Annotated in this window: 11 protein-coding genes; 10 read left to right on the top strand and 1 reads right to left on the bottom strand. The window is 40.5% G+C overall.

All coding sequences use genetic code 11. The features are described 5' to 3' along the window. Positions 1–15: 15 nt before the first annotated feature. The 8 genes from F8M42_RS05135 (at position 16) to rpoC (ending at position 13,130) form a co-directional block, all read left to right on the top strand. The gene (locus tag F8M42_RS05135) at positions 16–486 is read left to right on the top strand and encodes a peptidylprolyl isomerase (RefSeq protein WP_182188272.1); all 471 of its coding nucleotides are present in this window, start codon (positions 16–18) and stop codon (positions 484–486) included. 3 nt (positions 487–489) lie between these two features. Beyond that, on the top strand, positions 490–756 hold the full coding sequence (locus F8M42_RS05130; RefSeq protein ID WP_182188271.1) for a GIY-YIG nuclease family protein: 267 nt from the start codon (positions 490–492) through the stop codon (positions 754–756). Between the two features lie 52 nt (positions 757–808). Further along, the gene (locus tag F8M42_RS05125) at positions 809–1,753 is read left to right on the top strand and encodes a nitronate monooxygenase (protein ID WP_182188270.1); all 945 of its coding nucleotides are present in this window, start codon (positions 809–811) and stop codon (positions 1,751–1,753) included. 188 nt (positions 1,754–1,941) lie between these two features. Beyond that, on the top strand, positions 1,942–2,727 hold the full coding sequence (gene motA, locus F8M42_RS05120; protein WP_182188269.1) for a flagellar motor stator protein MotA: 786 nt from the start codon (positions 1,942–1,944) through the stop codon (positions 2,725–2,727). Between the two features lies 1 nt (position 2,728). Then, positions 2,729–3,499, top strand: a complete 771-nt coding sequence (locus F8M42_RS05115) for a flagellar motor protein MotB (RefSeq protein WP_182188268.1) — start codon at positions 2,729–2,731, stop codon at positions 3,497–3,499. A gap of 65 nt (positions 3,500–3,564) precedes the next feature. Next, the gene (locus F8M42_RS05110) at positions 3,565–5,106 is read left to right on the top strand and encodes an NAD(P)H-hydrate dehydratase (RefSeq protein ID WP_182188267.1); all 1,542 of its coding nucleotides are present in this window, start codon (positions 3,565–3,567) and stop codon (positions 5,104–5,106) included. A 311-nt stretch (positions 5,107–5,417) separates the two neighbouring features. After that, positions 5,418–9,146 (top strand): DNA-directed RNA polymerase subunit beta, encoded by a 3,729-nt coding sequence (rpoB, locus tag F8M42_RS05105; protein WP_182188266.1) that lies wholly within the window; start codon positions 5,418–5,420, stop codon positions 9,144–9,146. Positions 9,147–9,164: 18 nt separating this feature from the next. Then, positions 9,165–13,130 (top strand): DNA-directed RNA polymerase subunit beta', encoded by a 3,966-nt coding sequence (gene rpoC, locus F8M42_RS05100; RefSeq protein ID WP_182188265.1) that lies wholly within the window; start codon positions 9,165–9,167, stop codon positions 13,128–13,130. Positions 13,131–13,219: 89 nt separating this feature from the next. On the opposite strand, the gene F8M42_RS05095 is transcribed toward rpoC, so the two are convergent. Continuing rightward, on the bottom strand, positions 13,220–14,134 hold the full coding sequence (locus tag F8M42_RS05095; RefSeq protein ID WP_182188264.1) for a metal ABC transporter solute-binding protein, Zn/Mn family: 915 nt from the start codon (positions 14,132–14,134) through the stop codon (positions 13,220–13,222). Between the two features lie 125 nt (positions 14,135–14,259). On the opposite strand from F8M42_RS05095, the gene F8M42_RS05090 reads away from it, so the two are divergent. Both F8M42_RS05090 and F8M42_RS05085 read left to right on the top strand, forming a co-directional pair. Further along, positions 14,260–14,928: a metal ABC transporter ATP-binding protein gene (locus tag F8M42_RS05090; RefSeq protein ID WP_182188263.1), complete on the top strand. Its 669-nt coding sequence runs from the start codon at positions 14,260–14,262 to the stop codon at positions 14,926–14,928. Beyond that, positions 14,928–15,734: a metal ABC transporter permease gene (locus tag F8M42_RS05085; protein WP_182188262.1), complete on the top strand. Its 807-nt coding sequence runs from the start codon at positions 14,928–14,930 to the stop codon at positions 15,732–15,734. The genes F8M42_RS05090 and F8M42_RS05085 overlap by 1 nt, the downstream gene beginning before the upstream one ends. The last annotated feature ends 8 nt before the right edge of the window (positions 15,735–15,742 follow it).

The raw sequence follows: 15,742 nt of genomic DNA, 5'->3' as shown, positions 1-15,742 counted from the left end.
CTGGAGCGCGATAAAATGATAAATCATACAATACAATTTAAAACTACATTAGGTGATTTTACAATAGAACTATTTGAAGATAAAGTACCTAAAACGACAAAAAATTTTTTAGACCTTATCAATAAAAAGTTTTATAACGGTTTAATTTTTCATCGGGTAATCGACGGATTTATGATTCAAGGCGGTGATCCCGACGGTAACGGCACAGGCGGCCCCGGTTATACAATTCCTGATGAGTTTGATGATAATTTGAAACATGACACAGAAGGAATTTTATCGATGGCCAATGCCGGACCGAATACCGGTGGTTCTCAATTTTTTATTACCTTAGCGGCTACACCTTGGCTTGATGGACATCATACTGTTTTTGGCAAAGTAACCGACGGTATGGATATCGTCAAAAATATTGGTCGGGTAAAAACCGATTTTCAAGATCGTCCTTGTGAAGATGTCATCATTGAGCAAATATCCATCAGTGAAAATTAACAAATGACCGCTTACACTTACATTCTTCGCTGCAGTGACGGCAGCCTTTACACCGGCTGGACAAATAACCTTACCATGCGTCTGGCAGCGCATAACAGCGGGGCTGGCAGTAAATATACACGGACACGTCTGCCGGTCACAATTGCTTATTATGAAATTTTTACCACTAAATCGGAAGCTATGAAGCGAGAATATGAAATAAAACAATTGACACATGCCGCAAAAATGACTTTATTAGCTAATAGTAATGACAAAAACGATAAAAAATGATACCATAAAATTAATTGCAGTTCATCAGATAATAAAAAAGGAGGCATTATTAATGCCAAAAATGATAACGGAAGTCCTTGGTGTGCAATATCCGATAATACAAGGCGGCATGGCCTGGGTATCTGAAGCAAAATTAACAGCGGCCGTATCAAATGCCGGTGGGGCCGGTATTATTTCCAGTGGCGGCAGAACGACCGACTTCGTCCGTGATCAAATAAGGCTCACCAAAACATTAACCGATAAACCATTCGGTGTAAACATGATGCTTATGGCGCCAAATAAAGACGAAATTCTTAAAGTACTCTGCGAAGAAAAACCGGCATTTGTAACTTTAGGTGCGGGTAATCCTGTGCCTTATTTCAAAGCTCTGCATTCAGCCGGCATAAAAGTAATTCCCGTCATTCCCAATGTTAAGTTGGCAAAACGTGTAGCAGACGCAGGTGCTGATGCCATGGTTGCTGAAGGGATGGAAGCCGGCGGTCATATCGGGGTATTATCAACTATGGCTTTGATGGAACAGGTCATACCAGCCGTAAATATTCCTGTCATCATGGCCGGTGGCTTTGCCGATGGCCGGGGATTAGCCGCAGCATTATTGATGGGGGCTGCAGGCATCCAAATGGGAACACGTTTTTTAGTAGCTGAGGAATGTCAGGTTCATAAAAATGTCAAGGAAAAACTATTACAAGCTATTGATACTGATACTATTGTAACTGGTTATACACTTGGGGCTGCTGTCCGTGGTCTAAAAAATAAATTTTCCCAGGATTTTGTCACCAAAGAGAATTTGGGTACCACAACCAAGGAACAACTCATTAAAATGGCTACCGGCACCAATAAATTAGCTGCTGTTGACGGTGATATCGAAAATGGTATGGTTCAGGCCGGGCAAACATTGACGTTGCTAAATAAAGTGGAACCGGCAAAAACTATAATCACTTCGATAATCGCAGAAGCGAAATTAACGCTCAAACAGGCGGCCGATATTAAAATATAATCTACAAATAATGAAGCGGCGAAGGAATTCTTCGCCGTTTTACTATACAAATATAATAATTTTTGATAAAAATGAAATAAAATAATTTTTTAATAGGATTTTTACTGTACCATATGGAATAATATACAATTAAACTTAGAATTCGATTCTAAATAAATGTATTTAGCAATCCAGGGAGGGATTTAAGCTTGGAAAAATCGACAATTATCGGTTTAGCCGTTGGTTTTTTATCAGTGAGTATAGGATATGTGTTAAAAGGAGCAGATCCTACGGTAATGATCAACCCGGCTGCATTTTTGATTATTATCGGAGGTACTATATCCTGTCTGTTTACCGGATTTACATCAGAGCAGATGAAGAATTTTCCAAAGTTAATCAAAAAAACGCTACAGCCGCCTGACAACAAACCCAAAACTGAAATGCTCCAGCTTTTTGTTGATTTATCTCAAGTTGCCCGACGTGAAGGCATCTTAGCGTTGGAAGACAGAGTAAATGAAATTGAAGACCCGTTTTTTCGTTCAGGTTTATCAATGGTAATTGACGGGATGGATCCTGAATTTGTTAGTGATGTATTGGAAGCAGAACTACAGGTCATGGAACACCGTCATTCTGAGGGTATGTCGATATTTGTCCAAGCCGGTACTTACGCACCTACACTCGGTGTATTAGGTGCCGTTGTAGGACTTATTGCAGCGCTGGGAAATCTATCGGATATTGAGGCACTCGGTCATGCTATTTCGGCTGCATTCGTTGCTACTTTACTAGGTATATTCACCGGTTATGTATTATGGCTGCCAATAGCCAATAAGCTAAAAATTCTGTCTCAAATGGAAATCGCGCAGAAACGAATGATCATTGAAGGTATTTTATCTTTGCAGGCCGGTGATTCACCAATGGCAATTGAAGCAAAGCTAATGACATTTATTCCTCAGTCGGAAAGAGACAAAATAAAATCTGAAAAAGCGGGTGAATGATGTGGCACGAAAAAAAAGATCTAAGCCCAAGGAAGAACATGCCAGCGAAGCATGGCTTCTACCTTATTCAGATTTGTTGACACTTCTATTAGCACTGTTTATCGTTCTTTTTGCAGTCAGTGCCGCTTCCAGCAAAAACACTGATGATGCTACAGCTTCATTTCGGCGTGGTTTCAATGCAGGCGGTATTTCTTTTTTCAACAAAATGGGTACACAAAGCGGTTACTCTGCCTATCTTACCGAAGATCAAACCAGACAAAAGTCCATGAGCGATTATGTGGCAGAAAATGATAAATTAGAACAGGAACAGCAAAAGCTTGAAGCATACATTAAAAAAAATCATTTAGAAAATGAAGTCAGTACACAGATGACTGAACCGGGTTTGATGATACGGATCAAGGAAAAAGCCCTGTTTGCTTCTGGCAGTGCCGATTTGACAAATGACTCCAACAAAGTAACATCTATCGTGGCATCTTTATTAGGAGAAATCAGCCAGAGTGTCATAATTTCCGGACATACTGACAATGTCCCCATCTCCAACAGCCGCTTTCCTTCTAACTGGGACTTGAGCAGTCAGCGGGCGCTTAATTTCATGAAAGAAATTTTGCAAAAAAATCCCAATCTTAACCCTGCACGCTTTCAAGCCACAGGAAACAGTGAGTACCATCCGATAGTGCCCAATGATACACCGGAGCATCGCGCCCAGAATCGTCGGGTAGAAGTGTTAATTGCGCGCAGCTACTCACCTGATGGCATCCAAAACATCAAATAGTGTTATAACCAGGTCAAAAATTAGTCTCTGGCCTGCAGCAACACTTGGCAGGGGAGGTTTTTCAATTGCGAATAGCAACAGTTGAACAAATAAAAAATATTGACAAAACAGCTATTGAAGAATATGGTATCAAAGAAATCGTCTTAATGGAAAATGCCGGCCGTGCCGTTGCCCGGGCTGCATTCAATTTATTGGAAAACAATTCTGATAAAACTGTTTTTGTGGCTGCCGGAATGGGTAATAACGGCGGTGATGCCTTAGTTGCAGCAAGGCATTTATTGAATTTTAATCTTAAAGTAAAAATTTTTCTTTTAGGCAATATTGAACATTTTACCGGGTCAGCCCGTTCGAATTATGCAATATTACTACATATGGGCGCAGAGCTTTACTTTATCAAAACACCTCACGACTGGGATAAAGTCAGATTAGGCCTAAATTTATCTGATATCGTCATTGACGGACTCTGCGGCACTGGCGTTCGCTTGCCATTAAAAGATGACTACAAAAAAATGATTGCTTACATAAACAATGCTGGAAAATCAGTCATTGCTATTGATATTCCCAGCGGTGTAAACGCCGACAATGGCACCGTAAGCGATGGACAGGCAGTAAAAGCCACAACGACAGTTACTTTAGGTATTCCTAAAATAGGAAACCTGCTTTATCCAGGTGTAATCTATACTGGTAAATTATTGACAGACAGCATTGGCATTCCTCTCAATGTCCTCAATGATACAACTATTAAACAAAGATTTATTGATAAAAATTTGACAAAAAAATTTCTGCTGCCTCGTCCGATGAATGCTTACAAAGGCAGTTGCGGCAGAGTACTGGTCATTGCAGGTTCAACCGGTTACACAGGTGCCGCGTCATTATGCTCTCAGGCAGCTTTGCGTGCAGGCGCAGGACTCGTAACTTTGGGAACTGCTGAGAGTTTATACCCTATATTCGCTGGCAAAATGACAGAAGTGATCGTAAAACCTCTGCCAGAAGAAAAACCCGGAATACTGGGAATCTCAGCCATTAATTTAATATTGCCACGAGAAGAAAGCTATGACAGCATATTAATCGGTCCCGGTTTAGGCAGAGATACTGCTACTTTACAATTCGTACGTGAACTGGTCAATAAAATAAAAAAACCAGTTATATTAGACGCTGATGCTATCTTTGCATTTTCCGGGCACATCGATGAGTTGGCTAAATGCTTCACCCCGCCGATATTGACTCCGCATCTCGGTGAAATGGCCAATTTATTGCAAATCAAAGTAAAAGAACTCAAGGCAGATTTATGGTCATATGCCCGCAGAGCATCTATAAAATACAACAGTATCTTTATCCTAAAAAGTGAAAAGACTATTGTCGCCTGTCCTGATGGTAATATATTCCTGACAACAGTCGGTAACCAGGGAATGGCAACTGCAGGCTGTGGAGATGTTCTGGCTGGAATAACTGCGGCAATACGTGCGGAAACAGATGCAAAAAAAGCTGCCATAGCTGCTGTTTATTTACATGGTAAAGCCGGCGATATAGCAGCTCAGCACGGCATGATCGGTCTTATCGCCAGCGACATAATGAATAATATTCAAACGGCCCGTGCCAATCTATGATCGTACACTAGCTGCTGAACAAACAATATTTGACTCTTATCATAATATCTGGTATAACATAACTCAAAGGTCAACTAAAATTATTTCATGTTTTGGTTGACCTTTGAGTTATGTTGTGCTATAATTGGTTATTACAGAATGGCTAATTATCCGTAAAAGGAAGTGCATTGCCTACGGATAAAATATATCAGGCGGGGTGTACAATGAAATATCACGAAATTAAAAAAGCAAGGTGTGAACAGCAATAATGGCCTTGCCTTTTTAATGTTCATTACTTTATTATTGTGTAAATGTGCTGAGGGGTGAAAATTTTGTTTAAACCTGTTCCGGTAGGAAAAAGAACAAGGTATAGCTACGCCAAAATTAAAGAAGTTATGGATATGCCGCATTTGCTGGATATCCAAAGAAGTTCATACGAATGGTTCATGAAAGATGGCCTCAAAGAAATTTTCCATGATATCTCACCTATTCAGGATTTTACGGGGAATCTCGTTTTATCCTTTGAAAATTTTTCTTTAGGTGATCCGAAATATTCCATAGATGAATGCAAAGAACGAGATACTACTTACGCAGCACCATTAAGAGTCAATGTCCGTCTTATAAACAATGAAACTGGAGAAATAAAAGAGCAGGAAGTCTTTATGGGTGACTTCCCGTTGATGACAGAAACAGGTACATTTATTATAAATGGAGCCGAACGTGTCATCGTCAGTCAGTTAGTGCGTTCACCAGGTGCATATTATGGTGTTGCCACTGATGCCACTGGTAAACAATTGTATAATTCTACACTTATTCCAAACCGTGGTGCGTGGATAGAATTAGAAAATGATGCTAATGATGTTGTTTCAGTCCGAATAGATCGTACACGCAAACTACCGGTTACAATTCTCATTCGTGCCTTAGGAGTAAGTTCCAATCAGGCAATCGCCGAATTATTTGATAATGATCCGCGTATTGTCAATACAATGGAACGTGACAGTGCCACCTCTAAAGAGGAAGCATTAGTTGAAATTTACAAACGTCTGCGTCCCGGTGAACCACCTACAGTTGAAAATTCACAAGCCCTCCTGGACGGATTGTTTTTTGATCCGAAACGTTATGATTTAGCTACAGTAGGCCGCTATAAAATAACAAAAAAACTCGGCTGGAAAAGACGTTTATCAGGTCATGAACTGATTGAACCGTTAGTTGACCACACCACGGGTGAAATAGTAATTCCTGCAAATACCCCGATTAATATGACAATGCTTAATCCCATTACAGTCGAACAGGAAAAAAATATTTTTGGTGACGGGGAAATAATTTCTTTCTACGTCAAAAATAAAAAAGATAAACCGATGAAGATGATTTGTTCATCCACTCTGGAATATCATCATCGTACAATAACCATTGAAGACATAATGGCCGCAATTAATTATCTTTTGAACTTGATGGATGGCATAGGTTCTACAGATGACATTGACCATTTAGGCAATCGCCGTGTGCGCTCCGTTGGTGAATTACTGCAAAACCAGTTTCGCATTGGATTATCGCGCATGGAACGTGTCGTTAGAGAACGCATGACAATTCAGGACAATGAAGCCATTACGCCACAAGCGCTTATTAATATCCGTCCGGTAGTTGCGTCAATAAAAGAATTTTTTGGTTCAAGCCAATTGTCCCAGTTTATGGATCAGCATAATCCATTGAGTGAACTTACTCATAAGCGTCGTCTGAGCGCCCTTGGCCCTGGTGGGTTATCACGTGAACGGGCCGGTTTCGAAGTACGCGATGTCCATAATTCTCATTATGGACGCATGTGCCCTATTGAAACTCCGGAAGGTCCTAATATCGGTCTCATTGGTTCACTATCCACTTATGCCCGGGTAAATCGCTTTGGTTTCATCGAAACTCCCTATCGCAAAGTTGACCGTATCCATAAAAAAGTCACCAGTGACGTTTTCTATCTGACTGCCGATGAAGAAGAAGATATCGTAATCGCCCAGGCTAACGAAAAATTAAATGATAATGATTGGTTTGCCAACAATCGTGTAACAGCACGTTTCCACGAAGAAACCAGCTTAATGCCCGCTGACTCTGTAGATTACATGGATGTATCACCAAAACAAGTAGTTTCTATTGCAACAGCAATGATTCCATTTTTGGAAAACGATGATGCCAACCGTGCTCTGATGGGGGCAAACATGCAGCGGCAGGCTGTTCCCTTATTACGTACACAGGCACCACTTGTCGGTACCGGTATGGAATATAAGGCTGCCTGTGATTCCGGTGTAATGATTTTAGCCAAAAATGCCGGAACAATAAGTAAGGTCACCGCTGATCGAATTATAATCCGCAAGGAAAACGGCGACTATGACAACTATAAATTACAAAAATACCTGCGTTCCAATCAAGGGACCTGTATAAATCAGGTTCCGATAGTCTACAAAGGCGACAATATTTATAAAGGTCAGCCAATTGCGGACGGTCCGGCCACAGATCACGGCGAATTAGCGCTTGGCTATAACATAATCGTTGCATTTATGCCATGGGAAGGCTATAACTATGAAGATGCCGTCTTATTAAGCGAAAAATTAGTAAAAGAAGATATATATACCTCTATTCATATTGAAGAATACGAATGTGACGCCCGTGATACAAAATTGGGTGCTGAAGAAATAACCCGTGATATGCCAAATGTTGCGGAAGATGCTCTAAAAGATCTTGATGAAAAAGGTATCATCCGCATTGGTGCTGAAGTTCGTCCAGGAGATATACTGGTCGGCAAGGTTACCCCTAAGGGTGAAACCGAACTTACTGCCGAAGAAAGATTATTGAGAGCCATCTTTGGCGAAAAAGCCCGGGAAGTGCGTGATACATCACTGCGTGTCCCGCATGGTGAATCAGGTAAGATTGTAGATGTTAAGATATTCAGCCGTGAAAATAATGATGAACTGCCACCAGGCGTGAACCAGCTGGTACGTGTTTACATTGCTCAGAAGCGTAAAATTGCTGTGGGTGATAAGATGGCCGGTCGTCATGGGAACAAAGGCGTTGTCTCTCGTGTAATGCGTGAAGAAGATATGCCATTTTTACCGGATGGGACCCCAGTACAAATTGTTTTAAATCCATTAGGTGTTCCTTCACGTATGAATATTGGGCAGGTACTGGAAACACATCTTGGCATGGCAGTACGCGAGTTGGGTATGCAGATCAAAGCAGGTGATCTTACTGTTGAAAAACGACTGCGGGATATCGGCTACGATTATGATAAATATGGTATGCCGAAACCTGATGTTGCCGGCATCCACATAGCTACTCCGGTATTTGACGGTGCCAAGGAAAATGAAGTATTCCAGACCTTACATGCGTCACAATTCTCCGATGACGGCAAAACCATACTTTATGACGGCCGTACCGGTGAACCATTTGAAAATCCCGTTACTGTCGGCTGCGTTTACATGCTGAAATTACATCATCTTGTTGATGATAAAATCCATGCCCGTTCCACAGGACCGTATTCGCTTGTTACACAACAGCCATTAGGTGGTAAAGCCCAGTTTGGCGGACAGCGTTTCGGTGAAATGGAAGTATGGGCACTGGAAGCTTATGGCGCAGCATATACTTTACAAGAAATCTTAACAGTAAAATCCGATGATGTTGTAGGTCGTGTAAAAACCTATGAAGCCATTGTCAAGGGAGAAAACATTCCTGAACCGGGTGTTCCTGAATCATTTAAAGTTCTTATTAAGGAATTACAAAGCATCGGACTGGATATCAAAGTTCTTTCGGAAGATGCTCAGGAAATAATGATTCACGATCCAGATGACGATATTGTTGAACCACATGCTGATAATATAAAATCTGCACCGCGGGAAAATTCTCAAAACGATCCCGTTGATGCTCCTGCCGACAAGCCCGATACCGCAGAAAAAGACTCCATCAGCGATGATGATATCATTGCTGAATTAGGCAATATGACCAATGAAGAAGATACCACTGATGGAAGAAATACTTCGTCAGACGGCAAGCCGGCCGATGATGACGATTATGATGAATAAGAGGGGAGTGATTACCCTTTGCTGGATGTGAATAATTTCGATTCCATGCGTATAGGGATTGCTTCACCAGAAAAAATCAGAGAATGGTCTTATGGTGAAGTCAAAAAACCGGAAACTATAAATTATCGTACATTAAAACCTGAACGTGACGGGTTGTTTTGTGAACGGATATTTGGTCCGACACGTGACTGGGAATGCCATTGTGGTAAATACAAACGCATTCGTTATAAGGGTGTAATATGTGATCGCTGCGGTGTCGAAGTAACCCGGGCAAAGGTTCGACGTGAACGCATGGGACACATTGAGCTTGCAGCACCGGTTTCACATATTTGGTATTTTAAAGGTATTCCCAGCCGCATGGGACTTATACTCGATGTATCACCACGTTCTTTGGAAAAAGTCCTGTATTTCGCATCATATATAGTATTAGATGCGGGCGATACACCATTGATGAAAAAACAATTACTCACAGAAAATGAGTATCGCGAATACAATGCAAAATATGGCAATAGCTTCAAAGTTGGTATGGGCGCTGAAGCGGTAAAACAGTTATTAGAAGAAATAGATCTGGACAAAATGAGTACCAGTTTACGAGCTGAGCTCACTTCCTCCAGCGGACAAAGAAAGGTTCGTGCCATACGTCGTCTGGAAGTGGTCGAAGCTTTTCGCAAATCAGGTAATAAACCATCATGGATGATATTGGATGTGGTTCCGGTCATCCCACCGGAACTTCGTCCGATGGTACAATTGGATGGTGGCAGATTTGCTACTTCTGATTTAAATGATTTATATCGCCGTGTAATAAACCGCAATAATCGTTTAAAACGCTTGCTTGATCTAGGTGCACCAGACATCATTGTCAGGAATGAAAAGCGTATGCTTCAAGAAGCCGTGGATTCATTGATTGATAATGGTCGTCGCGGTCGTCCGGTAACTGGTCCGGGAAATCGCCCACTGAAATCATTAAGTGACATGTTAAAGGGCAAACAAGGCCGTTTCCGCCAAAATCTGCTTGGTAAACGTGTTGACTATTCCGGCCGTTCCGTTATTGTTGTAGGACCTGAATTAAAATTACATCAATGCGGTTTACCAAAAGAAATGGCTTTGGAATTATTCAAACCATTTGTAATGAAAAAATTAGTCAATGCAGGAATAGCACACAACATAAAATCAGCTAAACGCATGGTTGAACGTGTGCGTCCCGAAGTATGGGATGTTCTTGAAGAAGTTATCAAAGAACATCCTGTCCTGCTTAACCGTGCACCGACACTGCATCGTTTAGGTATTCAGGCATTTGAACCTGTATTGACTGAAGGCAGAGCATTAAAACTCCATCCACTTGCCTGCACTGCTTACAACGCCGATTTTGATGGTGACCAAATGGCTATCCATTTGCCACTTTCAACTGAAGCTCAGGCTGAAGCCCGCATATTGATGCTGGCAGCCAATCATATACTGGCACCTAAGGATGGCCGTCCGATCATTGTACCTACCCAGGATATGGTTTTGGGTTCTTATTATTTAACAATATTAAGACCCGGTGCACATGGTGAAAACAAAATATTTACAGGAATAAATGAAGCCATCCTGGCTCATCAGCATAAAGAATTGGACTTGCAGGCAAAAATTAAGGTACGTATCGGTAAATATGGTTTAGTCAACACTTCATTAGGTCGCATGATCTTCAATGAAATTTTACCGGAACCAATACGTTACTACTATAAAGATAAAAAAGCCGGCGAATGGTGTTTAGGTATCCGCATGGATAAAAAAGAACTTGGCAAACTTGTTGCTAAATGCTATGAAAAACTAGGTGGCAGCCAGACTTCTGTTGTAATTGACAGTGTTAAAAACTTGGGCTATCATTACGCTTGTATCGCTGGTATGACCGTTGCTATTTCCGATATCATCGTTCCGCCGGAAAAGAAAGAAATCTTAGCCGCTTCAGAAGAAAAAGTCAATAAGGTTGAACAAAAATTCAATCGTGGTCTGATAACCGAAGAAGAACGCCATAAAATGGTTTGCGATCTTTGGACCAAGGCCACCGATGATATAACCGATGCAATGATGAATAATATGGATCCTTTTAATCCAATATTCATGATGGCCGATTCCGGTGCCCGCGGTAATAAACAGCAAATGCGCCAGCTTGCCGGCATGCGCGGCTTAATGGCTGATCCATCCGGAAATATTATTGAACTGCCTATCAAAGCCAATTTCCGTGAAGGCTTGACTGTATCCGATTACTTTATATCATCGCATGGTGCCCGTAAAGGTCTTGCCGATACTGCCCTGCGTACAGCAGATTCCGGTTATCTTACCCGCCGCCTCGTCGACGTTGCCCAAGATGTAATAGTGCGTGAAGAAGACTGTGATATTGTAGGTATCAACCTCGTTCGTGAACGGGCAAAACTAGCTACCTCAGCATCCAGCGCCGTTTCCATGCTGGCTCCTACCTTAATTGGCCGTATACTGGCTCAGAATGTAACTGATCCTAAGACGGCTGATATCCTATTCTCGGCGGATACAGCTCTTGATGAAACATCATTAAAATCTATCGGCGAACACGGTGTTGCTGAAATTACTCTAAAAGGTCTGTCAAATGCCGATATTTGCACTGGCAGTACCGTATCTACAGAAACAATAGCACTTGGCGCCCCGGAAGAAAATGTGCGCCATTCCATCAAAAAAGCAATGATGCATGAAATGCTGGGCAAAAAAGTTACCGAAGATGTTCGTGATTGTGCCGGTGATATTTTAATTGCCGGTGGTGAACCACTGACAGAAAAAAGCATTGAAAATATATTAAATAGTGACGCCAAAGAAGTTAAGGTCCGCAACAACAGTATCCGTGGTATTGAAGTTGAAGCAATAAAAGAAGGTAACGGTGTAATTGAATCATTAAAGGAAAGAATCGTCGGACGTGTTCTGGCAGAAGATATCCTTGATCCTTCAACAAATGAAAAAATTGCTTCTATTAATGACAGTATTACTGATGAACTTGCTGATAAAATATGTACTGTACGCGAAAAAGTAACGATAAGAAGTGTATTGACATGTAAATCGCAATTTGGTGTATGCATAAAATGCTATGGTCGTGATCTAGCTAATGCCACCGAAGTTGATATTGGTGAAGCTGTCGGTATCATTGCCGCACAATCGATCGGAGAACCGGGCACGCAGCTGACTATGCGTACCTTCCATACCGGTGGTGTAGCCGGAGAAGATATCACCCAGGGCCTGCCGCGTGTCGAAGAACTATTTGAAGCACGCAAACCAAAACACCATGCCATCATTTCTGAAATTGCTGGCGAAGTAAGCATTACTGAAGAAAAAGGCATGCGTGTGGTCGTGGTAACTCCACCAGAAGGTGATGCCCGTGAATATCCAATACCTTATGGCGCAAGAATGTTGGTCCGCGATAAATTGACTGTTAAACCCGGTGATAAAATCACTGAAGGCTCTATCAATCCACATGACATCCTGCGCGTCTGCGGTTTGAAAGAAACACAAAAATACCTTGTCTATGAAGTACAAAAAGTATATAAATCCCAAGGTGTTGAAATAAATGATAAGCATATTGAAGTAATGGTCCGCCAAATGCTTCATAAAGTGAAAATCGAAGACTCCGGTGACACGGAATTCTTACCGGGAGAATATATTGATATCAATACCTTCGAATCTGCCAACGCAAAAATCATTGAAGCCGACGGAATGCCGGCAGTTGCCCATCCAATCCTGCTTGGTATTACCAAAGCATCATTGGCAACAGATTCATTCTTATCTGCAGCTTCATTCCAGGAAACGACCCGGGTACTTACTGATGCTGCAATAAAGGGTAAGGTTGATCCACTTATCGGCCTAAAAGAAAATGTCATAATTGGTAAACTAATTCCTGCTGGTACCGGCATGAGTCGTTATCGCAATATCCAAATAAAAGACTTGGATGAACCGGAAAAAACAGTTGAAAATAAGGCCCAATAATTTTCATGCCACTTTCCTTTAGCAATTAAGCAAAAATTAATCCCTCCACAATACGGAGGGATTAATTTTTTATTAAACGTATAGATTTTTTACGAATTCAAGCTTTCATAAATTTTATCTAAATCATAGCGCAACGCACTGATATAATCCAAATTGTCCGGACTACTTTCCAATGTATAGATTTTAACAGTCTTGGCATTGACTTCCGTAGCCAGTGTTTCAGAAATTTTCGGATTTACCATATCTTCTACAAAAATAGTTGTGACATTATTTTGACGACAGTAGTCCGTCAATTCTTTTAATTTCTTGGCACTTGGTTCACCGGAAAGCAAAGCATCTGATACACTATTTTGTTTCAAATTAAAATCTCTGGCCAAATAACCAAATGCGGCATGTCCTGTCACAAAATCATGACGTTTTGAGTTTTGAAACTTCTCGGTATATTCCTTCTTCAAGTCATCTAATTTACCAGCAAATTCCTGATAATTTTTTTCATAATCAGCTTTATTTTTACCATCTGCCGCAATCAGGGCGTCCCTTATATTCTTAGCCTCGAGTTTAGCTCCTTCAACACTCAACCAAAAATGTGGATCAGTTACCTTACTGTCACTGTTATCTTCCGCCACCATCATTGGCGTAGCCCCCTTTGACGCTTCAACCAATGTAAGACCCTTATTATCATCAGCTGCCGTAACTTTATCCAGCCACGATTTTTCCAATCCCAAACCGTTATAAATAAACAATTTTGATTTACTGATTATCGTCAGATCTTTAGCTGTCGGTTGAAAATCATGCGGTTCTGTACCGTCTGGTATGACACAATTTACTTCAACATGATCCTTTCCCACAGCCTCTGTTATCTCTTTCATGGCCTGAAAGGACACTGCTACAGGCAGCTTATCATTATTTTGCTCCTGCGATGAAGAAGGATTTGTTTTCCCGCATCCCGAAACAACAATTAAGAACATTACAAGTAAAAAACCAATAATTAGATTCTTTTTCATTAAAATAATTCCACCTTTCCTAGTATATATTATATCTTTATATTATTGCAAATAATTTGCATTTGCAATAATATAAAGATATAATATAAAAAGAAAAAAGTCAAGGTTAACCAGAAAGGATTTTCATGTTAAAAATTAATAATCTGTATTTTTCATATAACAATCAACGTAATTTGCTTATTAATATAAACCTCACCGTCAACCATGGCGATTACATATCAATAATCGGTTCCAACGGTTCAGGCAAAAGCACTTTAATACGTCTGATTTTAGGTCTGCTTACACCTGATTCCGGAACAATAGAAAACACTTATCCTACCACGGCATATGTGCCGCAACGTTTCAATCAGTTAAACACTCATTTCCCTATAACAGTTAATGAAGTTCTTAATTGCTACAAAAAAGTCCAAAAAAAATCTCTCACCGTAAAAATACCCGACGTCCTTAAATTATTACACTTAAACGGAAAGGAAAATACTCTCATTGGCCAGCTGTCCGGTGGACAATGCCAAAAATTATTCATTGCCAGAGCACTTCTGGGAAATCCCAAACTGTTGATACTCGATGAACCTTCTAACGGTATTGACCGGCAAAGCCAAATTGAAATATACGATTTTTTGCACACTCTCAACCGACAGGACAAAACAACGATCATTTGTGTAGAACACAATCTTCAGGCTGCTGTAAAAAATTCTACAGCCCTTTATCATATTGAAAAGGGTCACGGCCATATTTGTCTGCCGCAGCAATATATCAAAGAACATCTGGAAAATGACATAGGAGAAAATTATTAATGCTTACTTATAGTTTTATGCAGAATGCTTTTTTAATTTCTATATTTATCGCCGTATTATGTCCTGTCATCGGCATTTTTCTCGTGCTCAGGCGTTATTCCATGATTGGCGACACATTATCACATGCATCACTGGCTGGTATAGCATTAGGCATGCTTTTTCAAGAAAATCCGGTATTAAGCGCTTTTTTAGCTGTGTCGGTTTTTAGTGTCATCATAGAATGGCTGAGAAAACACTTTCGCACCTATGCCGAATTAATTCTGGTTATCATACTATCATTGTCTATCGGTATAGCAATCACTTTACTCAGTTCCGGTCTGGTGCATGCTAATATCGATTCACTGATGTTCGGCAGTATTTTAACTGTTACCCGGGCAGATTTTTATTGGGTTCTATTTTTCAGTGCCATTTCTCTTTTTCTCGTCTATCGCTTTTATTCAGCATTGGTCTTTATTGTCTTTGATGAGGAAGGTGCTACAATAGCCGGACTGAATGTAAAATTAATCAATTATCTATTTGCTATTCTAGTAGCTGCTACCATATCAATATCAATACGTATCGTCGGTATTTTAGTTATCAGTGCACTAATAGCTTTACCGATTGCGGCTGCCTTACAATTAGAAATGAGTTTTAAAAAAACACTTTGCTATGGCATCTTGTTTAGTTATATTGATATTTTTTCCGGCATTATCACTTCCTATTGGGTCAATGCGGCTCCTGGTGGTATAATAGCATTGAATTCAGTATTATTATTGTTATGTGTACTATTTTATAAATATAAAATAAAAACTAAACTGCTACAATAATATTTTTG

It is taken from the genome of Pectinatus frisingensis, assembly GCF_014076555.1.
GTDB lineage: Bacteria > Bacillota > Negativicutes > Selenomonadales > Selenomonadaceae > Pectinatus > Pectinatus frisingensis.
The sequence above is the reverse complement of the archived record's forward strand: the minus strand, read 5'-3'. Positions and strand labels throughout refer to the sequence as shown.